The following is a 24073-nucleotide window of genomic DNA, read 5'->3' as shown; positions in this document are numbered from 1 at the left end:
CCCCCTACAACCCCCAAAAAATCATCACTCAATATTGGGTTTTTTTGCTATGAATAATAAAGGTTTTCATCTGTCGGTTAGCGCCGTTAGTAAGGCGAAAAATCATAGCGTGGTGGCAAAGTCGGCTTATAATTCTGGCTCAAAACTGGTTGATGGGCAGTCAGGAGTCGTCCACGATTATACCAGTAAAGCTAAAGATAAAATCTTAAACTTAGTGGACAGTGATGGCACTAAATATACGCAAGTTATTGAGAAAAATGTGGTGCATATGGCGTTGATAACGCCAACTCTTGCTGGGGATCTAGCAGTGACACGTGAGGGTTTTTGGAATGATATCGAACGCATTGAGACTCGTAAAAACGCGCAATTGGGTACTGAGATTGATGTGATGTTTCCTGATGGGATCACCGCTGATCAGCGTATAGTTCTGGCCGAGCGCTACGCTCAAACCTTATCTGATCGTTATAACGTGCTTGTCGATGTGGCCATTCATCGGCCCCACAGTCACGAGAAACATGTGGGGGAGGTTGAAGTGGTTGAGCTGACCAGTCGTAATTTTCATGCCCATATTTTACTCTCAAGCCGTGAGATAGTAGCGGATGTTGAGGGTTATGCTTTATCAGCACGCAAGAATTGGCTGCAGTGGTCAACGGAGGAGCGTTTATCTAAGGGGTTAAACGGGCGCGGCGATGAGCTTAAATATCAACGCACCCTTTGGGCGGATATGGCCAATAAGCTACTGCCTGAGAATAAAACCATTAGTGAGAAATCCTACCGTGAGCTGGGCATCAGTCTTTTACCAAAAATGAAACTGGGCAAGTCATTGTATAAGGATATTCTCAAAGGCAATCGTTCAGTGATTCATGAGTACAACGAGACGATTGATGAGATCAATGCTTACATTGAAAAAAATGGTCTGGTAATTGAGTATGACGACAAGGGACGTATTGACCTAGAAAGCAATGAGCAAGAGGTTAACGGCGTCACAGTACATTATAAAAAGCGTAAGCCCTTTGCGCGAATTGAGCTCAGTAATATCCGCTTTGTAGATCCTGCCGCTGAACTTGAACCCGCTATCCCTAAAAATAACAGTCAGACGCATAGTGATGTGGCCAATGATCACGCACTTGATGAGCTTTTAGCAATTTCAGCCGACTTTGTGAGTCAAAAAAAGATGGTACGCAGCGCCTTATTTTCAACCATTGATGCGCTGTATGAAGAGTTAGCGCTTCAGTCTAAACAGATTATTACCATTGATAAAAACATTAAGAGTACCCAGCGGTTCACCAAGGAGGTGGGACAGGATTTTAGCGAGCCCCGCCAAAAAATGATTGAGCTTGCCCGGAAAATACATACGAAAGAGCAAAGTGAGGCACTAAAGACGGCTTTAGCGTCGGTTGATCAGTTTAGACAAGATGACACCCTACAAACAGGCCGCGCTGTTAGCCGCCTTGAAGAGCAGCTGTCACAGATTGATAAAACGGTGCTGAACAATAAAGCGGTTTTAAAAAATCTTATTCCCCTTAACAATCGAGTTATTGATGATCATAAGGCGCTAAAGGCCACCTTAAAACCGTTTGCCGCAACGCTGAATAAGCTGGCTACTGACTTTAAAGCGCTTGATGAGATTGATATTGAAAAAACTGAGCTGCAGCGGCACTGGCGGGAGACGTTTGAGGATTTGCAGGCGATCGAGATAACGAGCAACCTTGACACCTATCATAAGTTCGCGGCACTGGCAGATCTTGATGTTGAGCGTTTTAAAGCGCTTGAGCAAGAGCGTGAGGCGCTGCGTGCTCTTAAAGCGGTAGAGATAGATGATACCGCTGAGGCACGTTTGAAGATGCTTGTATCTGATGTAAAGACATTTAAAACCGCCAATAATGAAGACATCAAACAATTAAAGCTGCAAATCAATACCAGTCAAAAAACCTATCAGCGCCTATCGCCGTTTTATGAGCAGCGTATTGCCCTTCTTGATCAAAGTGAAGCGGTGATTGTGCAAGATGATGACTTATACGATGAGATTACCCGTACCAAGACCACTCAATTGAACGCAGATCGGCTTGATGACTGGCGCAACCGTACGATGAGGCTTCAGTACCAGCTCAACAAAGCACATGAGCAAGCAGAGCTTAAGAAAAAGGCTGAGCGTGCACGAGAGGAAGCAGAGAAGCGGCGGCAAGAAAAACAACAAAAAGAGCAAGATGCTACTGCCCTTGCGCGTACCCGACAGGCAGAAGTCAAGGCGTATCAGAGCAGGTTTGATAATATGCTGGTACGGGTTAAAGACCGTATTGATAAGATCGACTTTAAAGCGATTGATACTACTGCCACTGTGATAGAGGTGGCTGAAAAGTTAGCTGCTGAGGCCCTCGTTTTAAAAACGCTTCAGCATACTGATAACGTCACCGCGTTGCAAAAGCGTTTGCGAGACACGGATGCAGAACGGGTGACGATAGACAGAGATACATCGGTACAGACACTATTACAAGCGCTCGGCACGCTTCCTAGCGACCGTCATAAAATTGATACTATAAACGCGCTTAATGAGCGTTTTGAGCAGGTTCCTGACATCCGCGTGGGCACGCAAAATTTAGCGCAAATCTTGGCCGCACAAGTGCTGGATATAGACAAGGCTATTCAAGAAAAAGCGCGCCATTACTCGTCACCACGCCCATTTTAGTTGTGATGATTACAATAATGAGTACTTACTATGAATAAAAATGACCGCACTGAGCAAGACATACACGATCAACTTGTTAACCTAGTGACTTCATTGACTCCGGTCATTGGGGCCTTGCGTGAGCTGATTAAGCGAGCCGATGATGCGGTAGCGAGGCGGCTTGAGCGTTCGCTTAGCGGTATTGATAGCAAGGTGAATGAGGTGTCTTCTGCCATTGAAGAATTAGGTAGTAGCGCAAGCACGACTTCGCAGGCATTGAGTCAGTATCAAGAACTCGTGTTAAAGCAGCTACAAGCGGCAGTGACTGCTTTTACTGACAATGATATGCCGCGTCGTTATGATGACAAAATAGCAGGCATCATCACCGATATGAAACAGCAGATTGATACGGCTGTAGAGTCGGTCGTCACTGCTAAAAACGACAGCATAGAGGTACAAGTGAGTACCATGCAAGCGGTGGCTGACAAGCTTGGCGCAGGCGCTGACAATCTAGCCCTATTCACCAATCAGTACCAAGCTGGTCATAAGCAGATTATTGAAGATATTGAGACCTTTGAGACCACCACCAAAACGCGGATTGAACAGGTTGAGGGTAGAGCTAGTAAAGACTTGGACAAAATTCATAAGTCCATTGAGACTATGAGTATTAAAAGGATTGCAGCCGCTGTCGCAGCGGGTACGATGGCTGTGATAATAAGTTTGGTGGCCCTGGTATTTTGGTATGTGCCAAGCTTTGATGAGATTGCAGAGATGAGATACCAGCAAGCAGAGCTACAGCGCGGCATCGATGAGCTTGAAACGGGGTGGAAGCAGGCATTTGATAACGCTCAAAGTCAGCAGATTATTTTGGCTTGTGATGTTAATGAAGCGCAGCCTGATGCAATCAGCTGGTGCGTTAGAGCAGACAGTAAAAGTGTTTTGAGAGATGAGAGAGGCTTTGTTTATTATAAAATAGCTGGGGTGCCGCGTGCAGAGCCGACTGAGTAAAGGCATATGGTAATAGTAAGCCATATTGCCCAAAAGTGCGTCTTCTGAGACATATAAGACTGAAAAAAGCTTGTTTGATTGTCGTTATCTTTGTCTATATCAAAAAGCCAGATAATGACACTTTATCTGGCTTTAAGGGTTATTGTTTCTTGTTAAACAAGTTGTCTGTAAATATAAGCTAAAGCCATTACGCTGCTTGGTCAGTGTGAGCTGTGACCAACTCTATAAAAGCAGTTTCAAGGGTGCTTAACGCATGATCGTCAACGATAAGACCGTCATCTAGCTGTCGTTGCACCCAGACATAAACCGCTTCATCATTATAAAGAATGGGGTCAACACCAAGTAGGGTTGCCAGCTGTACGCCTTGCTGTATTTGTAAGCTTAATAACAGCTGAGAGGCTAACGTTTTAGTCTGTTCACTAAACCATGTGCAGCTATTGAGCCGAGATAGATTGTTATTCATTGGTATTCTCCTATAGACCATTATATACATATAATAAATAAAATGACTTACTACAGGTCAAATTATACCTATATTTTAATCTATTGCAAGAGAAAATAACCTTCTGTAGGTCTTTTTATTCGTTTAAAGACAATCACAGCTCATGACAACGTTATTTATGCTGGTGACTCACTGCTGTCCTCATTTATGATTTCGTATAAATCACCAACATTGATTCTAAGATAAGTACATAAAGACTCGATGACATCTAGATCAACGCGGGTGGCTTCTTCATGATACATGCGAGTAATGGTGCCACGATTGATGCCAGTATCTCTTGAGATATCGGCAATTTTAAGGCGTCTTTCACCCATGATGGTCGATAAGTGACACTTCACCATAGTGGTTCCCTCATTCATATTAGTGGTTTTTGATTGGTGAGCGGATTATAACGAATATGAGCGGCTAAAGTATTGCTTTTAGTAGCTCATATTGATACTTGATAGCTACACTTTATATGTTAGCAGTCAGTTTACTGGGGCATCTCAGTCTTTGACAAATTTATGCAGTTTTATGAATATTATTCACATAGAAATTCAGTCGATATCAAAGATATAGTTATTTTTTAAAAATGTTGCTATTCATCTAACTATTGAGTAAAGTCTTAATAATACTCAAATACTCAAATACTCAAATACTCAAATACTCAAATACTCAAATACTCAAATACTCAAATACTCAAATACTCAAATACTCAAATACTCAAATACTCAAATACTCAAATACTCAAATACTCAAATACTCAAATACTCAAAATTAGGATTGCTCTATGAAAGTCATTGCTGTGTTGAATCAAAAAGGAGGCAGTGGCAAGACAACTATTGCCACTCAATTAGCTCGTGGCTTGCAGCTGCAAGGACATAGTGTATTGCTAGTAGATAGTGACCAGCAGGGCAGTGCACGTGATTGGCGAGCTGTAGATGAAGATAATCCAGTACCAGTGATAGGTCTCGATAGACCTACGCTTGATAAAGATCTAAAAAATGTCTCTGATAAAGAGTATGTTGTGATTGATGGTTCACCACAAGCAACTAGTTTGGCTTTATCTGCAATTAAAGCAGCTGATTTTGTATTAATTCCTGTACAGCCTAGCCCATACGATGTTTGGGCGACTAGCGATTTAGTAGACTTAGTAAAGCAGCGTATAGAGATGACTGACGGTAAACTAAAAGCAGCCTTTGTAGTGTCTAGGGCAATCCAGAATACTAATATTGGTAAGGAAGTGGCTTCAGTTTTACTAGAGTACGGTCTACCTGTGTTAGATAGTAGAATTATGCAGCGTGTAAGTTATCCAAATAGCGCAGCATTAGGCAAGACCGTATTTGATACTGAGTCAGTGAACAGTAATGCAGTACAAGAAATGACGGTATTGGTTAATGAAGTTAAAACATTTTTTGATAAGGAGTAAATGATGAGCTTAGCAGCAGGTCGTCCCAGTAAGAAGGTAAAAGATGAGTTATCTTTGTCAGACGTGACCGATAGTCCTCAAAAAACGGCACGAGTAAACTTTAACATTGACAAAGATAAGTATATTGCATTCAAAAAGTTTGCGCTTGATAACCGAAAGACAGTGACTGAGCTATTAACTGAAATGATTGATGAGAAAATAGTTGAACGGTAGTTTCTGTAAGTTACAAATAAAGTAGCTCAGAATAAAGGATCATGCTAAATGTTTATTGAAAGTCATAAAATGGCTTTATCAAGTTTTAAAACAGATATAGATCTGTATATGGTCGATGGTGTGGTAGCAGATGATGAAGGAGTCTTATCTCTGTTATTCGGGGAGTATTTACGTGTCGAGAATATATTACAAAACTATGATGAGTTTGCAAGCCTAAAAGCACTGCAAGACTTGGATGTGACCGATGCTGACGCTGTTGAGACGTTTAAGGATGAGCATTACCTAAACGATGATGAGATAGCCGCTATGCAAACTATTAAAGTGCCTGCTGAACGTACCGTACAAGATTATCGCTCAACCTATAACGATATACGCGATTGGCTACGTCGTGAAAAGGCGGGTGACCAGCAAGATGAGTCTTCGATTGATTGGGATGAGGTTGTCTTTGAAATAGACTTGCTCAAATCACAGGAGATCAATCTAGATTATATCCTTGAGCTAATTTTTGAGCATAATAAAAACACCAAGGACAAGTCTGCTTTGGTTGAAGAAGTACGTCGTTTGATTCGAGCAAGCCTTGGCAACCGAGCCAAAGAAAGCTTGGTGGTAGATTTTATCAATCAAACTAACTTGGATAATATCCCTGACAAATCCAGCATTATCGATGCCTTCTTTAGCTATGCTCAGGTAGAGCAGCAACGTGAAGTCAAAGATATGATTGCGGCTGAGAATCTGAATGAAGATGCTGCTAAGCGTTATATTACCGCTTCTCTAAAGCGTGAGTACGCCAGTGAGAACGGTACAGAGTTGAATGCTATCTTGCCTAAACTAAACCCTCTCAACCCGCAGTATCTGACCAAGAAGCAAAGTGTTCTGCAGAAAATAGCAGCTTTCGTTGAGAAGTTTAAAGGTGTGGGTGGGAAGGTTTAGCTAAATCAATAGAAAGCTCTGCAAATAAATCATGTTTATCGAGAATTCTAGATAGTTCATTAAAAAATAGGAAGTATTAATGATTAACAGTGAATACCCTAATGGATCTGAATGGCGAAAATGGGATCTGCATATACATACGCCAGCATCGTTTCATTGGACTGGGCAGAAGTTCAATAGTGATCCTTGTGATCCTAGAAATGCGCCATTAGTTGATCAGATGATAAATGCACTCAATTCAGCAGAACCAGCAGTATTTGCAATAATGGATTATTGGACTTTTGATGGTTGGTTTGCTTTAAAGCATCGATTGAAGCAGGACGATGCTCCAAAGTTAGAAAAAACAGTTTTTCCTGGTATAGAATTACGTCTAATGTCACCCCTAAAAGGAGGAAGATTAAACGCACATGTAATTTTCTCTGACAATATTAAAGACCAAGAGCTCATAGATTTTAAAGCTAATTTGAAGCTAGAGTTCCCAGGAGATGGATGTAGAAATTTATCTAATGATGCTCTTATTGATTATGCTCGTTCGGTTCCTGAAGATAAGTTAAGGCATCATGGCATAGATATATCTAGGGTATTAGATCATACAAATTATGCTCTAGAAGCTGGTTCAATAATGGCTGAATTGAATTGTGAAAGTTACAAGGAAGCCATAACAAAAGTAAAAAATAAACAAGCTATAGGTTTTATGCCTTTTGATACTAGTGATGGTTTAACTGGAATAGAGCGTAATGCTCATTATGTATACGTTTTAGGATTATTCAAAACTTCGCCAATATTCGAGACTAGAAATATTAGCATTTGGGAGGCTTTTTCTGGTATTAAGACCACTAAAAATGAGCGGTGGTTTGATGACTTCCAAATAGCATTAAATAATACTCCAAGACTAGCTGTTTCTGGCAGTGATGCGCATCGGTTCATTGGTATTCAAGGAAATGATGATCAACGAGGATATGGTGATTACCCTTCAGGAAAAGCTACTTGGATAAAAGCTAATCCAACTTTCCAAGGATTACAACAAGCAATAAAAGAGCCTGCAAAACGCTCTTTTATAGGTGCAGTGCCCCCCAAATTAAAGTTGATAAGAGAAAATAGAAGTATATTCATAGATAAGCTAGAGGTGACAAAAGTTCCATTGTCGGCATTTAATGAACGCTGGTTAGAAAATACTAAACTAACGTTAAACAATGATTTGGTTGCTATTATTGGTAATAAAGGAAGTGGTAAAAGCGCACTAGCAGATATTATTGCGTTAGTAGGCAACTCAAAACAAAGTCATCATTTCTCTTTCTTAAAGAAAAACCGTTTCAGAGGCAAAGTGGGTGTACCTGCAAAACATTTCATTGCAAAATTGATGTGGGGAGATGAACAAGTTTTAGAAAAAAACCTAAATGATGATCCAGAAATTGAACATGTTGAGTTTGTTAAGTATATACCTCAAGGACACTTTGAAGAGCTATGTAACGATCATGTCGACGGTAAATCCAATTCTTTTGAACAGGAATTGAGGGCTGTTATTTTCTCTCATGCTAATGAAACTACTAGGCTAGGCGCCCATAATTTTGAACAACTTATCGAACAACAAGAAAGTGCGCTGAGGAGTAATTTTGATAGTTTAAGAAGCGTGTTACATAAGATCAATCATCAGATATCATATATTGAAGGACAGATGTCAGACGTAACTCGTAATACGATTAGCGAGAAATTGACTCAAAAGAATAGGTTGCTTGAAGAGCATTCAAAGGCTAAACCTGAGGAAGTCTCTGAACCAACCATCGAGTCTTCTGCAGAACAACAGCAAGTCTCTGCCGAATTAACAGATGTAAATCGGCAATTAGAAGCTATCTATATACAACAAGAAGAAAATAAGATTAAGCTGACTAAGTTGGCTTCAAAGAAGAAGTCTTATTTAAATATAAAAGAAGGAATTGAGGTTGTTGAAAGATCTCTGAGTCAGTTTAGAAGTGATCATTTGGTTGATGCGGTAACTTTAGATTTAACTCTAGAAAGCTTGCTTTCGTTAGAAGTACATGAGCTGATATTGTCAGAAACAGATACTAATATTTCTACTGAAATTACAAGAATTAAAGCTAGTGATGCAAATCTTGATATCAATAAAAACATTTTAATTTTAAGACGAAACGCTTTAAATACAAGATTAAATGGACCACAGCAGGCTTATCAGCAGTACCTAGAATTATTAAATACTTGGGAAGAAAAACAGGCTGGAATAGTCGGATCAAACGACCTACCTGAGACAATACTGGGATTGGAGCATCAGCTCGAAAAATTAAATGATTTGCCAATTGAAAGAGATGAGTTGCAAACCCAAAGAATTTCAATCACCGCACAAATTTTTGATATTCTAGATGAACAACGTATCAGCAGGGAGGCTCTATTCAAACCTGTTCAAGAATTAATTCAAAGTAATTCTCTAATACGCAACGAATATAAGCTGCAGTTTCAGTCAGAATTAAAAAGCAACCTAGATATGATCTACGATAGATTGTTTTTAATGGTTAAACAAACTGCCGGTGATTTTAGAGGGGAGAGTGAAAGCTTAGCGGTACTAAGAGAATTAATGGATAAGCATGATATAAGTTCTAAACCTTCTCTTATAAATTTAGTTCAAGAACTACATGGGAGGCTTGAGGAAGCTTCAAAACTACCAGGCATACAATCTTTACTAAAGAAAGATCGTAATGCTAATGAAGTCTATGATTTCATATTTGGGCTAGAGTATCTAAAACCTCAATATACTTTGATGTTTCAGGATGCACAAATAGAACAGCTTTCACCAGGACAAAGAGGCGCTCTACTTTTGATCTTCTACCTCCTGGTTGATAAAGACAATAATCCTATAATCTTAGATCAACCAGAAGAAAACTTGGATAACGAAACAATAGTTAGCTTACTCGTACCTGTGTTAACTGAAGCAAAGCAAAAGAGACAAATAATTATGGTTACTCATAACCCTAATTTAGCGATAGTTTGTGATGCAGAACAAATAATTCATTGTGAATTTTCTCGTTCAAACAGCAATGATATTAGTTATATTTCAGGAGCCATAGAGTGCAGCATAATTAATAATAAAGCTGTTGATGTATTAGAAGGGACTATAATAGCTTTTGACAACCGAAAAATAAAATATATGTAGGGCATTACACTAATATATACCTGTTTTATGAATGTACGTCTAAAAGACCGATTATCTAAATCAACTATGTAGAAGCTAACAACCTACCTAGAATTAGACTAAGGTGGTTTTATCACCTTAGTCAGCCTATCATTAACCTATACCCAAAACATAAAACTTCTAAACGATAACCTATCTATCATTTGACTTTTATTTGATATTAAATGATAGTAATATCTTGCTATTATCAATGAACATCAATTATTAAGTCTAACTGATACAAAGAGGTATTATGACCGTTCGTATTTATGTGAGAGCCAGCACTAAGGATCAAGACGCTACTAGAGCATTAATAGATTTGGTTGCCTTCAGTAGCCGCTATGGTGATAGCTATGTTGATTACGTTGAGCACTTCAGTGGTACAAAGCTCGATAGACCAATCTTAGCTAAGTTGCTAAAGGACGCCGAGCAAGGCGATATTTTATTGGTTGAAAGCGTGGATAGATTAAGCAGACTATCTCAAGATGATTTTTCGATTCTAAAGCAGCGTATTAAAGATAAGGGCTTACGATTGGTGGTGGCTGATCTACCAACCACACATACGATGAGTGACGGTATGACAGGTGAGATCCTAAAAGTGATTAACGATATGCTGATCGATTTATTAGCGACCATGGCAAAGCTTGATAATGACAAGCGTAGAGAGCGCATTAAACAAGGATTGGCCAACAGTGGCTATAAACCCACTGGTAAGAAAGCCAATACCGCAAAACACAATCGTATTAAAGCATTGGCTAGTCAAAACAATATGACAAAAGAAGAGATCGCTAAGGCGGTTGGTGTTGGCGTAGCTACCGTTTATCGTGTCTTAAAGCAGGTCAATAGCTGAGGTATTTTAAATATCGACTCAACGTGACCTTTGGTCTTGATTTAAAGGCATCGCAACGTCATAAGAAAATCGTTTTAATGCAATAAGGCTTTATAATAATCATTATATTGCATTCATAATTGTTTTTGCGCAAAATGGCTTATCTATAATCGCTTGAGCCACTCATGATGAATACCCCTATCTCAGATCCTATTGGCGCAGCATGGCTTGTCCGTTATGCCAGCATAGAGCTGGTTTCGCCTTTATATGTCAGCAGTAGTATCGGTGGGCGCAGACAAACCTATAAAGACGGTGACGTCATTCATAACGCTTATCAGGAAACCGCACGTCCACTGGACACTATCATTGCGCACTTACAGTTTCACATGCGTCATGAAGTACTGAATTTAGAGTTACTGGTTCGTCTATTTGAGCAGATAGGGGCAAATGACGTGCAAGCATGGGTAAACGCTGAGCCGACAGGCAGCTATGCCCGTAGAATGGCTTTCTTGTATGAGTGGCTCATGGATAAGCATTTAGAGGTACCGAGTAATATAGGCGGTAACTATGTGGATGCTTTGGATACCAAGAAGTTGGTTACTTCAAGTCCTTCGCAGGTCATCAAGAACGCTCGCTGGCGTATCAATGACAATCTAGCAGGAACCCGTCATTTCTGTCCGATGCTGGTAAAAACAGAGGCCTTTACGCAAGCAGCTGCACTCGATATTGCCACAATGGTTGACAAACTTAACGATGAATTTGGGCAAGACTTACTGATGCGCGCCTCCGTATGGATGACCCTACGAGAGAGTAAAGCCAGCTTTACTATAGAAGGTGAGGGAAAAGAGTTAAAACGCATTGAACGTTTTGCCGATGTGATGGCACGGCGTACCGGCACCGGTGACATTCCGCTTGATCCTGAATCACTAGCAGAGTTGCAACAAGAGATACTCGGTAGCAAAACGGTTATCCAGCAGTATGGTGTCCGTCAATCACCAGTTTTTGTGTCGCATACTCAGGTCAATGGCTTTAAAGAAATTGTGCATTATATTGCTCCACCAGCTGATGACATTGCTGATAAGTTAGAAGGATTACAGGTATTTATGGAAAAGACTGAGGGACAATCAGCACTGATGCGTAGTGCGGTTGCCTCCTTTGCCTTTGTATATATTCATCCGCTGGCGGATGGCAATGGCCGTGTACATCGCTTTTTAATTAATGACGTCCTCAGGCGAGACCAGGTCATTCATGAGCCGATTATCCTACCTATATCACAAGCCATTGCCGAGCATCCCTCAGACCGGCATGCCTATGATAAGATTTTAGACCGTGTCTCTGTGCCGCTCATGAAGCAAATCCGTGATCATTACAGCTTTGATAAACAGGCAGTTACCTACCCTGATGGTATTCGCTCAAACTTAAATTTTGGAAATACTCACCTGATTCAACCTGCATGGCGCTTCATGGATCTAACGCCTCACGTTCAGTACTTATCAGGACTGATTGCTCATGTTATTGAAAAAGAGATGCATAACGAGTCACAGTACCTAAGAAAGCATGACCATGCACGACTGGCGATAAAAGAGATTGTTGAGATGCCCAACAGCTATGCCGATAGAATCATTCGCAGCATGCTACAAAATAAGGGTGCTAAAAGTAATAAGCTACTGAAGGATTATCCGTTTTTGGCAAATGATGAGGTTTGGGACGATATTTTCTCTATCGTTGTAGAGACCTTTAAAGATGAAGCAGATGGTTTGAATAGTTAGACGAACCCTGCTATACGCAGGAAAGTCTGCCTTGATAATCAAGCTCAAGCTAGTCTCAATATTATCGTTCCAATGATGATTCGTTTGTAAAACGATTCGGCGAAAATACCGTAGCCTGAAAAGTAATCAATATTTTTCTTGACCCTATTCAAGCTAATAAACTACTAAAAATAGAATATGTTAAAGGAACTTTGATAACAGATTACTTTTGTTTGACAAGAATTATTACAGCTCCTAAAATTTGAGTATTTGAGTATTTGAGTATTTGAGTATTTGTTTAGCTATAACAGCTATCAGCTGACGCGAACACTTAGCTGTAGCTTGTATTTCAGAATAGCTATGCCCAGATTTTAGGAGGCTAGCAATAATCTTACGCTTTTCGGTATCTTTCCTACGCCCTAAATATTTACCTTCTGTCTTAGCATGAGCAATACCTTGCACCTGACGGTTATGTCGATCTTTATAGTCCTTTCTAGCAATAGCAGCGAGCATATCAAGCATCATCGAATTAATGGACTGTAATACGCTGCTCATAAATTCAGTGCTGCTCTCAGATTGAGGCGTCATATATGAGGTCGGTAGCTCTTTTGATACTACCCCAGATTCTTTTCTAATAGCATTCTTTTGAGAGTATCCCAATCAGCTTGGTTTAAACGTGCTAAGCGGTCAATCTGCTCTACCAAAATTATATCGCCTTCATAGGCATCATCGATCACTTACATTAACTGTGGACGTATTAAAGTTGCGCCTGATTCGTTTTCGACATAGAAGGCGGCAATTTTGTGATCATGATCAGTAGCAAACTGTATAAGCTCGTTTTTGGTACGCTTGGCATCTTATTCTTTGGTAGACGCTCGTAGACACGCTCTGATAAACATAAACACGTACAATAGTCTGTTATAAGTAGTTCCATTACAGCAGTCTATTTTAAGTCGTCTATTAATCGGTTTTTGATGCCTTTTAGATGGTTCCCTTGGGGTATACCCTACGATAACAGGAAAGCCATCGCGAATGACAAAACCTGTTTAGCTTTTAAACAAGACGGGTTTGTCGATAGTATGTAAGATAAGTTCGAAAAGTAACTGGAGTGTGAGGCTATTCATACTTGGTCTGAATTAAAGTTTTATTGTGATTAATTTCTGCTCAATGTTATTCATTTGTCGCCATGATGAGTGATGGCGGCTTGTGATTTAGTTAGGAAAAATAATCTTGAGTAATAAGATACGTTTGTGGCATTTGTAGCAGAGCTTGTTCTAGGCTTCTTTACTTACATTTTCCTGCAAGTTCTTTTTTAGTAAATGATCGAATATAAATGGGCCAAAAGGTAAGAGTGAGCCGAGTACGCCCGCAGGTATTGCCCAAAGAGGCATTTTCATTTTGATAGCTGAGCCTATAAGTATTATGATATAGGTAATAAACAACATACCGTGTGCCATACCGATGTATTTCACACCTTCTGGAATGTCCATCATATATTTTAGTGGCATGGCGATGAAGAGCAATAATAAGAAAGAGGTGCCTTCTAGATAGCCTATAAGGGTAAGACTTTTTAACGCTGTCTCTTGTTTTTTTCTAAGGCTGTGAATTTTTTCAATAGTTGGCTGAGCCTGTGACACTGTATTTTCCTTTTGTTATGATCAATAAAGAATTTATGGATTATTCAATGTCTCTATAATAATGGCTCTACGCAGAGCTTTTAAGTATTGAGTTTTAAGACCTAAAATGAGTGAGTACCTATACCAGTCATACATTATCTTCCAGTTCACATTTTATAAACATACTCAAGTATAAAAAGTATGTTTCCGTATAGAGTGACTACGACGCTAGTTCATTTTGTTTGTGATAATCGGCATCAATGTGCTTATTTATTACGCTTACTTTCTAAAAATATCATGTCAATTATAATCAATGCGACACCGACACAGACACCTATATCTGCAACATTGAAAATAGGATAATTCCATACATCAGCATAATGCACATGGATAAAGTCAACCACTTTACCAATTCTTAAACGATCGATTAAGTTGCCAATCGCACCACCAAGCATTAAGGCCAACCCCATAGATAATAGCTTGGCTGCACGTGGCGCTTTGATTAAATAAACCGTTAAAAAGATAGCCATTACAAAAGCTAAGCCTGAGAAAAACCATTTCTGCCAACCGCCAGCGTCGGCTAAAAAGCTAAATGCTGCCCCATAGTTATAAGCGAGTGTCCAGTTGAGAAATGGTTCAATGACCGGTACGGGGTCATTGAACGCTAATGTGGTTTGGGCCAACCACTTAGTCCATTGATCAAGTATTAATACCATTATCGCCAACAAATACCAGATAAAAGCGCGACTGCCATTGGCAACCATTTTTGGCATTTTGTCCAACTTACCTTTAGGTGTTATTGAGTTGCCTGAAGTCACGTACATAGCTTTAGGCGTATGATTCATGGTTTTAGAGTCAATCGATTGATGAGTACTACTCACAGCTATAGGTACTTTATTGTCAGCAATATTAGTACTAGCCGATTCAACGCTATTCAATTTAGTACTATCTAATCTGTCGGTAGATTCAGTCATAGTTGTTTTCTTTATCTATGTTTATACAATGAACAATGTTAAACGTATATGTTTTTGGTATACAATTATTAATCGCGCCACTTTCATAAACGGCTCCACTTACCGCTCTGGTTTTATGAAACTTACGGTAATAATTTTTTATTAGGGAATCTGTTGATTGATTTCAACATTAACCTGAGTCTGTTCAACGCTAATCATTATAGGATTACCCGATAAGTCGCCTGATTCTGCTATGGCATTACCGCTATGACTAATACGAGCAACGACTGCTAACTGAGTTTTGTCACTACGAGCTGAATTTAACGTGCGATCTGGCATCATCGCATCAAGATTACTTAAGCGGATACTAGCCTCACCTTGCTTGATAATACTAATGGGTAAACGTTTGGCGGCAAACGGTGGACCTCCTTTAACGTCACGTATCGCAACAAACAACACATCATCAGCTTTCACTAACGGTAATAAATTAGCGTTAATTTTCACTGTCACGTCAATACCTTCTAGCGCTTGCTTTTCTTGCGTGCTAACGTAGTTGCTTAACTCATCTAAGCTTGCTAAAGCTTTAGTATGATCACCTGGTTTGGCCACAATGCTGCCTTGTAAGCGTTTAATCCAACCTTGCGCTTGGGCAAAGTTACTACTACGAGTCTCACCCATTGCCATGAGCATTTGAGCCCGTTCATGCTGCGGATTCTTAGCTAATATAGCTTGTAATAGACGGCGAATATTGGCGTCTAACTGACCTTCATTAACAAAAAAACTAGTCTGAGCATAAGTAGTAGCAATCTCCTCGTTATCAGGTGCTAAACGATAGGCACGCGATAAGGCTTCTAACGCAGAGTCAGTCGCCTCCATCGATAAGAAAAGTTCAGATAGGCGCATCCAGCGATTAGGATCATCAGCGTTACGATGGACGTTGGTCTGCATAGCGCTAATCAACTGACGACCGTTTTCAGTCGCCCACTTTGGTGGCTTATCAATCTTAGCCGTCAATAGGTCATCAGCCACTTGTCCTACTTTGTCCTCGCTTGTCCACAAATCAAACACGGGCGTACGATTGCCTATTAGTAAGTACGCCATTGCAGCCAATATTGGGATCCAAGCTGCGACAATTAAACGGCTTTTGACATCAGGGGTGACCATAGGTGTTATCTGACGCTGCGCATCTAATAGCTGACGCTCCAGTTCCAGCTTTTGATTTTGATAATGGCTATTATTAATAGTACCGCTGTCTTTATCTGTTTGTAGCTCAGCTAAACGTTCGCGAAATACTGCAACATTAATATCTAGCAGTTGATTGTCTATTGGTTTGGACTGCAAACGCGGTGCTCGTAGCCATGGCATAATAGCAATTAGCGCAAATATAAGAGCAATCAGCAAGCTTAGAGCTACAAATAAGCCAAAAGTAGAAAATAGAGTCATTTTTTGTCCTCTATGCTAGTAATATCGTGGTCGACATTCTCAGCTTGCGATAATAGACGATCAAGCTCAGCCTTTTCCGCAGAGGTCAAGGCAGCAGTACTGTTCACTGTAACGCCGTTTTGGCCACGGGCGACAACTTGGCGGCGTTTACTTTGCCAAAACCAACCAACAATTAAGACGAGCAATAATAGTGGTGGAAAAAACCATAGGATCCATGTCGATGGTCGCATAGGCGGCTTGTAGCTAATAAAGTCACCGTAGCGCTCTTGCATATAGGCGCGTATTTCAGCATCACTACGTCTATCTTTAATTAAATCATAGACTTTTTGCTTTAGATCCTGTGCAATCGGTGCATCAGAGGCTGCAAGGTTTTGATTTTGGCATTTTGGGCAGCGAAACTCTTCTATTAATCCACGATACTGAGCTTCTTGCTGTGGTGAATCAAAATCGTATACGTCAATAGCTGCGTTTGCCGTCATGTTAAGCAGACACGCTAGTATTAAGCTTGCTAGTTTTAAAATTATATTGAGTTTTATTTGAGGAGCTCTTATTCGAGTAACGTTCATTTGCACATCTCCTCAACCTGAATGAGATCAGGACTATCGTTGTTCTTATTAGCCTCATTAAGTACGGTCAGGCACGGCTTAACACGCTGTTGCCAATTGGCTTCATTAATCTCACCAACAATATGCTGACGAATGATGCCATCTCCATCCACAACAAAGGTTTCGGGCGCACCAGTTATGCCTAAGTCTAGAGCAAACTGACCCAATGAATCCTGAATAGACATAGAAAATGGATCACCGCCTTGGTTTAAGTAACTGAGCGCATTACCAATCTCATCCTTATAATTCACACCAACGATATCAATGCCGCGCTCTTCTAGTTGCATTAAAAACGGATGCTCAATAATGCAAGTTGGGCACCACGAGCCCCAAACATTAAGTAAAAACGGCTTATCTGGCAAATTATTATTGGTGATAGTACGGGTAGTATCTGCTAATAACGGCAGCTCAAAGGCAGGAACCGGACGCTCAAGAGCGGTATTGGTCACAATGTCTGTTGGTTTACCTAAGCGCATGTACAATATAACTACCAAACCAAAAAAGAGGATAAGCGGAATTAAGAACCATAGCTTCATCTGCTTTTTTTTCATTGCCTTTGGGTTACGCTGCTTACTGTTTTGGCTATCTTTTTGCTCAGGAGTGTTATTCGACATAGTCATTTATTTCTCCTTTAGTGTCGACATCGTCGATGCTGAGATTGCCTGCTCAATAGCTACCTCATTGACTCCATCAGTAGCCAAACTACCAGTAACTAGCAACGGAGCTTTAACTTTTTTGATGCGGTATCGTTTATCAAGCATACTAATTAATCCACCTAGAGCCATGATAATTGCCCCTAACCAAATCCAGCGAATTAATGGTTTTACATAAATCCTTAATGCCCATTGGTTACTACCATCGGCAATAGGTTCGCCCAGTGCGACATAAACATCGCGCATAAGACTGGGGTCAATAGCGGCTTCAGTCGTTGGCATCGTGCTGATAATATAAGTACGCTTTTCTGGAGTCAGTTTCGCCACTTCACGACCGTCTTTGGATACCACGACTTGCGCTTGCGTTGCATCAAAGTTACTACCCTTTATTTCAAAAAATTCAGTTACTTCAAAATCGTAACCTTGAACATTGACTGTATCGCCAATACCCATTGCTACGTCACGCTCAATACTCAGGCTACTAGTAAAGGCTATGCCAATGACAGCAACCAATACGCCAATATGAGCAGTCTGTTGACCCCAATAGCTCAGACGCAACTGCCGCAAACCGTTAAAAACATTAGGCGCATTCTTAGTTTTATCTTTAAAATCAACTGCCATCCATAGCAGTGCCCAAAAGCTAACGGCTAAAGTCACACCAATATTAAGCATAGACGATGGATTAACAAAGTAAGTAATAATGGCAGCTAATACTAAGCTACTAACGGCGATGACCATGCCTATACCCAGTAGTGGACGGGTGTCTTTTTTCCAGCGAATATTTGAGCCCATACCCATAGCTATTAATAACAGCCACGTTAAAGGTACAAATAATGCATTAAAATAAGGAGGGCCAACGGACACTTGTCCTAAACCAAAGGCATCAGCGATAATAGGGTAAAGGGTGCCGAGCAGCACCACTAAGGTTGCAATCAAAATGATGGCGTTGTTGATCACTAAAAAGGACTCACGTGAAATCAGCTGATATTGACTTTCAACGGTTAAACGCCAACCTCGAACGGCAAACATTAATAGACCACTACCGATGATAATGCCAAGAATAGCTAAGATAACCAAACCACGCGTCGGATCAGCGGCAAACGAATGCACTGAGGTAAGGACTCCAGAGCGTACCAGGAACGTGCCAAGCAAGCTTAAGGCAAAGGCGAAAATAGCCAGCATAATGGTCCATGCTTTAAACACCCCGCGCTTTTCAGTGACTGCTAATGAATGCAGCAATGCTAAGCCGACAAGCCAAGGCATAAACGAGGCATTCTCTACCGGATCCCAAAACCACCAACCGCCCCAGCCAAGCTCGTAGTAGGCCCACCACGAGCCCAGTGCAATACCAATGGTCAAAAACCCCCAAGCCGCGAGCGCCCATGGACGTGACCAGCGTGTCCAAGCAGCATCTAAACGCCCTTCCCACAATGCCGCCATACAAAATGCAAAAGGTACTACCATACCCACATAGCCCATATATAACATGGGCGGATGAATAATCAGACCGAAATCTTGTAGGACAGGATTTAAATCAGCGCCATCGACCGCTAGATTGGGTAAGGTACGCTCAAACGGTGACGAGGTAAATATCAGCATCGTTAGCATCATTAACTGTACACCGGCCAAAATAACTAATACCCGCGCACGCATTGATAACGGCAAGCCGCGACTAAAGTATGATACCAGTGCACACCATGTGGCCATGATGGTCATCCATAGCAGCAAAGAGCCCTCGTGTCCGCCCCATGTCGCCGATAACTTATAGTACCAAGGCAACAGCGTATTGGAATGCTGCGCGACGTAACTGAGGCTAAAATCATTATAATAAAAACCTGCTATCAAAGCGCCAAATGACGTTATCATGGCGGCAAACTGTGCCCAAGCTAAGCTAGGGGCTAGTCGTTGCCAAGCAACTTGGTTATGAATAACACCAATAGTTGGCAGAATTACCTGCAATAACGCCAATACAAAAGCGGTAAGCAAGGCAAAATAGCCCAATTCTGTAATCAACATACGGTCTAACCTTATTTACTCTAATGCGGTTGCAGTTTACTGTGGCGGTGGAATTTTTATTATTAGAACCCACCCCCGAAATCTGCTGCTATCTCTAGTTTTTAATTGATTTCGAAGGGTTTTATTTAACTACTTTAGGCGGATTTACCAGTGGAGGCGCTCCCTTAAAGCGCAGTAAACGTAACGCATTAAGAGTAACGAGCACTGTTGCTCCAGCATCAGCTAGAACCGCAATCCATAGTCCAGTAATGCCGAATACGGTCGTGATCAGAAAGACGCCTTTGAGACCCAAAGCGAAAATGACGTTCTGATGAATGTTGCGCATGGTGGCACGTGAAAGTGCGATGAGATGAGCCATATCCGTAACACGACTTTTTAATAATGCGATATCGGCCGTCTCAATGGCCACATCGGTACCACCACCCATCGCGATGCCAACATCGGCAGTTGCTAGCGCTGGCGCATCGTTAATACCATCACCAACCATCGCTATTTTGCGGTTGTTCTTCATCTCGTTAAGCAGGCGCAGTTTGTCCTCAGGCAACAGCTCAGCTTCCCATTCCACGTCTAAATTACTGGCAAGTGCTTGAGCGGTTAAGCGGTTGTCGCCTGTTAGCATGACGGAGCGCACACCCATCGCTTTGAGCTGAGCCACACCTTCATGAGCGTCGTCTCGTAATTCGTCTCTTAGCGCGATTAATCCAAGCACTTCACGGTTTTGCTCATCGAAAAGAACAGAGACGGTCTTACCCTCATTTTGCAGCGCCTCAATTTGCGCCTGTTGTGTGGATGAAATCAATGCCTCATCGGCTGCGTAAACAGGCGAACCGATAGCTAGCGCGCGCTCCGCGACAGTTGCGTGTACCGCTTTACCCGCAGTAGCAGAAGCTTTGGAAGCCACAGGTATAACAACTTTAGCGGCTTCAGCATGGCTGACAATGGCTTCAGCAAGTGGGTGACTAGAACCAGTCTCCACACTGGCAAAAAGTGCCAATATCTCATCTTGACCTTGAGAATTCTGACCTTGAATACTTGAGTCCTCTTGTGTAAAGGCAACAACATCGGTCACGCGTGGTTTGCCTTCAGTTAAAGTGCCTGTCTTGTCAAAAGCGACCGTCTTCACTTGGCCGATAGTTTCTAAAGCACTACCGCCTTTGATCAGCAAGCCACGGCGCGCACCAACAGCAAGACCAGAGGCGATGGCAGCGGGTGTTGATAGTACAAGAGCACAGGGACAGGCAATCAGCAACAGTGCTAGACCGCGATACAACCAAGTCGACCAATCTCCACCCATGGCTAACGGTGGAATGATAATAATTAGTGCGGCAATAGCCATCACTGCCGGTGTGTAATAGCGACTGAATTTCTCAATAAAACGGGCAGTGGGTGCTTTGGAGGCTTGGGCTTGCTCTACCAGCTCAATAATGCGCGAAATGGTGTTATCGGCGGCTGTCTTTTCTACGCGCACTTGGAGCACACCATCGATGTTAATTGACCCTGCAAATACATTGTCACCCATCGTCTTGGCAACAGGAACAGACTCTCCCGTCACGGGCGAATCATCAAGGCTGGACGCACCTTGAACAATGGAACCATCAGCAGATACCCTATCTCCAGGACGCACCAGCACAAGGTCATTCACTTGTAATGAAGTCGCTGGAACGTTACGCTGCCCACCTTGAGCATCAAGTAAAATTGCACTTTTCGGAACCAGCGATGATAAGGCTCTGATGCCAGCGCGAGCGCGATCAGCAGCGATACTCTCAAACAGTTCACCGATTGAGAACAAAAAGACAACTGCTGCGGCCTCTTCAGCTTCACCAATGATAAGTGCGCCAAGCACGGCGACGGACATCAGCGTTTCAATTGAAAAGAATGAACCTGTTTTAGCCAGTGCTAAGGCTTTGCGCGCAAATGGAAAAACGCCTACAATCACAGCGATGGCAAACACCCATATCCCATAAGCGGGCAACAGTAGTGACAGTGCATAAGCGCTGCCCATCAAAATACCGAGGCCAACAACCTGTTTGCCTTTTTGAGTTTGCCACCATTGCTTATCCTGCGGAGCCATCTGATTGTCGCTGTCAATATCAATAGCCGATACAGTTTGTTGACCAGTATTGGCAGAGATGCCGAACCCTAGGCTTTTGATTGTTTTTTCGATATCACTAGCCTGAGTCGGCGCACCAGGGGCTAAATTTAGCTCTAGCGTTTCTGTAGCGAAATTCAGCTGAACATCAGAAACCCCAGGCATACGTTTCAAAGCTGTTTCAATCTTGCCGATGCAACTGGCACAGTCCATACCTTCAATATGATATTTCATAATAATTTACCCTTTGAATAATGATATTATGAACCCTATAGTGGCTTTAGAGTCAAGGTTATTTATCTACAGTTTCGTAATTTTAATTTCTCTAGCGCTAGTCTTTACAGCCACTTTAATTATTTAAATCATAGAGGTTGTTATGACAATCAAAATTGGTGAGCTCGCTAAACGCACAGGTGCCACAGTAGAAACCATTCGCTATTATGAAAAAGAGCGTTTATTACCCGAGCCTTTTCGTAGCGAAGGGAATTATCGTTTATATAATGAAGAGCACATTGAGCGTCTACAATTTATCCTACATTGCCGTACGCTCGATATGGCTTTAGATGATGTGCGAATCTTACTTGAATACTGGGAGTCGCCTGACAAGGACTGCGGCGATGTGAATAACTTGCTAGATGAGCACATTCATGCTGTGGAAATACGAATGGAAGAACTGATGCACTTAAAGCATCACTTGACCGTTTTGCGCCAGAAATGTGCAAGTAGTGCACCAGCGTCATCATGTGGCATTTTAAACGCGCTTGTCGATAACTCCTGTCATGAGTAATGATATCAGTAGTGTTCATTTCTGACGGATCAAATCATGAAAGGTTAAATACGCCCTGATGTTAAGCACAAAAAAACCCAGCAATGATATTAAGATCACTACTGGGTTGGAGGAAATAACAACTATGTTGTGCTGACTTAGAAAGTCTTATTTATCATTCATAGCAAGGTAGATATTACGATCTGATGCGGATGCGTCATCCACGTATTTTGAATCGCGCCATGTCGTATAAGCATAGACACCACTGTATGGGCTGATGCTGTTCTGACGGAAATCAGAAATCCAATTTTCGCCATCAAATATTTGGATATGGCCATGCGGGCGCTTTGATGAGCGATCATAGACAATAACATCACCTACTTGGGTTGGCATATCATTACTGATTTTGCTAAAACCTGCTTTATCAAGCGTGCCACGAGTGGCGTACTGATAGGCTGAAGGATTGGGTGTAAATTCATAACCAGCTGATTGTAGTGCTTTACGTACGTAACGGGCACAATATCCAGAGCTGCCAGATAAAGCCACTTTTGAGGCGCGAGCAGCAGCGATAGCGGGGGCTGAATTGCTGTCAGGAACCTTATTGACTTGCTGCTGTTGTTTTTCAGCGTATAAGCGGCTGTTTAATGATGAAAGCTGATTCTCTTTTTGCTTGGCCTGCGCACTTAGGTTGCTAATTGCTTGACTAATTTCATCATTATTAGAAACATAAGCACCACTTTTGGTGCTATAGATGTTTTTTGATGAACCGTAGTTTGATGCCACAGAAGTATTGGTGATGGTATTATTTGTTTGAGAGATTGTGATAGCAGCACCACTCGTTTGTGCTATGCCCATACCCAGTACTGACAAAATCAATAAAGCCTGTTTCATAAATCTAATACCTACGGTTAATTCAAAATCGTCTGTTATCAACAACAGCGCAGTCAATTAAATCTCAATAACTCAAGTATATATATGTCATAGTGACTGATACTTCTGCTGCATATTATTCATATAAAAAATGATTATTGGCGATCACAGCTCATTGAAGTCTTACGAAGCTGTTACAAATCAAGCTGCTGACCAAAACACAAAGCCGACTTTAGCATAGGCTGTTTAGCCTGTCATCCCCCTTAAAAACCCCAAAAATACTTTTTTGATGTCGAAAAAATTGCTAATATCCCACATTTTACAATGTAAGTTTGTGTAACATGTACAGAATATAGCTGACTAGATTGACCACAATTTCTACTGTTTTATAAGCAAAAAAACGTCTGAGGGTTAAATCTATAATTTAGATTTAACCCTCAGACGTTTTTCTATTGGATGAAGTAATTACCCTATATAGGGTCTAACTAATTATTAAGATAATATAATAATTTATAATATTAATATAGATGTTAATTCCCTACTGGCTTATGTAATATTACGTAATTGTTTCGATACAT

19 protein-coding genes and 1 pseudogene are annotated in these 24073 nt (G+C 41.3%); 9 read left to right on the top strand and 11 right to left on the bottom strand.

Translation table 11 applies throughout. The features are described from left to right. Positions 1-49 precede the first annotated feature (49 nt). Positions 50-2686: a MobA/MobL family protein gene (locus ACS8FA_RS27785; RefSeq protein WP_114701937.1), complete on the top strand. Its 2637-nt coding sequence runs from the start codon at positions 50-52 to the stop codon at positions 2684-2686. Positions 2687-2716: 30 nt separating this feature from the next. Then, positions 2717-3673, top strand: a complete 957-nt coding sequence (locus tag ACS8FA_RS27780; protein ID WP_114701938.1) for a hypothetical protein — start codon at positions 2717-2719, stop codon at positions 3671-3673. 187 nt (positions 3674-3860) lie between these two features. Here ACS8FA_RS27780 and ACS8FA_RS27775 read toward each other — a convergent pair whose 3' ends face one another. Then, entirely contained in the window at positions 3861-4136 is a 276-nt protein-coding gene (locus ACS8FA_RS27775) for a hypothetical protein (RefSeq protein ID WP_095570655.1), read from the bottom strand. 155 nt (positions 4137-4291) lie between these two features. Further along, the gene (locus ACS8FA_RS27770) at positions 4292-4516 is read right to left on the bottom strand and encodes a helix-turn-helix domain-containing protein (protein ID WP_057758779.1); all 225 of its coding nucleotides are present in this window, start codon (positions 4514-4516) and stop codon (positions 4292-4294) included. Positions 4517-4944: 428 nt separating this feature from the next. Here ACS8FA_RS27770 and parA point away from each other — a divergent pair, with 428 nt between their 5' ends. The 6 genes and pseudogenes from parA to ACS8FA_RS27740 all read left to right on the top strand — a co-directional run bounded on the left by parA (position 4945) and on the right by ACS8FA_RS27740 (position 12505). Beyond that, positions 4945-5583 (top strand): ParA family partition ATPase, encoded by a 639-nt coding sequence (gene parA, locus ACS8FA_RS27765; RefSeq protein WP_114701984.1) that lies wholly within the window; start codon positions 4945-4947, stop codon positions 5581-5583. Between the two features lie 3 nt (positions 5584-5586). Beyond that, a complete protein-coding gene (locus ACS8FA_RS27760; RefSeq protein WP_162799539.1) occupies positions 5587-5796 on the top strand; it encodes a plasmid partition protein ParG in 210 nt (69 codons plus the stop codon). 150 nt (positions 5797-5946) lie between these two features. Next, positions 5947-6726: pseudogene (locus ACS8FA_RS27755) on the top strand (type I restriction endonuclease subunit R, EcoR124 family); the annotation flags it as partial. Positions 6727-6805: 79 nt separating this feature from the next. Next, positions 6806-9889, top strand: coding sequence for a TrlF family AAA-like ATPase (locus tag ACS8FA_RS27750; RefSeq protein WP_114701981.1), 3084 nt, complete (start codon positions 6806-6808; stop codon positions 9887-9889). Positions 9890-10160: 271 nt separating this feature from the next. Beyond that, the gene (locus ACS8FA_RS27745) at positions 10161-10757 is read left to right on the top strand and encodes a recombinase family protein (RefSeq protein ID WP_114701980.1); all 597 of its coding nucleotides are present in this window, start codon (positions 10161-10163) and stop codon (positions 10755-10757) included. 164 nt (positions 10758-10921) lie between these two features. Continuing rightward, complete coding sequence (locus tag ACS8FA_RS27740) at positions 10922-12505, top strand: Fic family protein (RefSeq protein WP_114701979.1); 1584 nt, start codon at positions 10922-10924, stop codon at positions 12503-12505. Positions 12506-12739: 234 nt separating this feature from the next. Here the strand turns inward: ACS8FA_RS27740 and ACS8FA_RS27735 are convergent, their stop codons facing one another. The 8 genes from ACS8FA_RS27735 to ACS8FA_RS27700 form a co-directional block, all read right to left on the bottom strand. Next, the gene (locus ACS8FA_RS27735) at positions 12740-13072 is read right to left on the bottom strand and encodes a recombinase family protein (RefSeq protein ID WP_439267419.1); all 333 of its coding nucleotides are present in this window, start codon (positions 13070-13072) and stop codon (positions 12740-12742) included. 686 nt (positions 13073-13758) lie between these two features. After that, positions 13759-14091 carry a DUF3817 domain-containing protein gene (locus ACS8FA_RS27730; RefSeq protein WP_131603940.1) on the bottom strand — a complete coding sequence of 111 codons (333 nt, stop codon included), beginning with the start codon at positions 14089-14091 and terminating at the stop codon, positions 13759-13761. Between the two features lie 275 nt (positions 14092-14366). Continuing rightward, positions 14367-15074, bottom strand: a complete 708-nt coding sequence (gene lspA / locus ACS8FA_RS27725) for a signal peptidase II (RefSeq protein ID WP_114701927.1) — start codon at positions 15072-15074, stop codon at positions 14367-14369. Between the two features lie 141 nt (positions 15075-15215). Next, positions 15216-16496 carry a c-type cytochrome biogenesis protein CcmI gene (ccmI, locus tag ACS8FA_RS27720; RefSeq protein ID WP_114701928.1) on the bottom strand — a complete coding sequence of 427 codons (1281 nt, stop codon included), beginning with the start codon at positions 16494-16496 and terminating at the stop codon, positions 15216-15218. Then, on the bottom strand, positions 16493-16975 hold the full coding sequence (locus tag ACS8FA_RS27715; protein WP_371532842.1) for a cytochrome c-type biogenesis protein: 483 nt from the start codon (positions 16973-16975) through the stop codon (positions 16493-16495). Before ACS8FA_RS27715 ends, ccmI begins: the two co-directional genes overlap by 4 nt. 83 nt (positions 16976-17058) lie before the next feature. After that, complete coding sequence (locus tag ACS8FA_RS27710; RefSeq protein ID WP_193004894.1) at positions 17059-17652, bottom strand: DsbE family thiol:disulfide interchange protein; 594 nt, start codon at positions 17650-17652, stop codon at positions 17059-17061. Between the two features lie 69 nt (positions 17653-17721). Then, a complete protein-coding gene (locus tag ACS8FA_RS27705; protein ID WP_439267321.1) occupies positions 17722-19770 on the bottom strand; it encodes a heme lyase CcmF/NrfE family subunit in 2049 nt (682 codons plus the stop codon). A gap of 121 nt (positions 19771-19891) precedes the next feature. Further along, positions 19892-22093 (bottom strand): heavy metal translocating P-type ATPase, encoded by a 2202-nt coding sequence (locus ACS8FA_RS27700; RefSeq protein WP_102083145.1) that lies wholly within the window; start codon positions 22091-22093, stop codon positions 19892-19894. Positions 22094-22235: 142 nt separating this feature from the next. Here ACS8FA_RS27700 and cadR point away from each other — a divergent pair, with 142 nt between their 5' ends. Continuing rightward, positions 22236-22646, top strand: a complete 411-nt coding sequence (gene cadR / locus ACS8FA_RS27695; RefSeq protein WP_007394845.1) for a Cd(II)/Pb(II)-responsive transcriptional regulator — start codon at positions 22236-22238, stop codon at positions 22644-22646. 147 nt (positions 22647-22793) lie between these two features. Here cadR and ACS8FA_RS27690 read toward each other — a convergent pair whose 3' ends face one another. Then, on the bottom strand, positions 22794-23516 hold the full coding sequence (locus tag ACS8FA_RS27690) for a CHAP domain-containing protein (RefSeq protein WP_057758750.1): 723 nt from the start codon (positions 23514-23516) through the stop codon (positions 22794-22796). Positions 23517-24073: the final 557 nt, after the last annotated feature.

It is taken from the genome of Psychrobacter sp. 1Y1 (assembly GCF_051847395.2).
In the GTDB taxonomy this organism is placed as follows: domain Bacteria; phylum Pseudomonadota; class Gammaproteobacteria; order Pseudomonadales; family Moraxellaceae; genus Psychrobacter.
The sequence above is the reverse complement of the archived record's forward strand: the minus strand, read 5'-3'. Positions and strand labels throughout refer to the sequence as shown.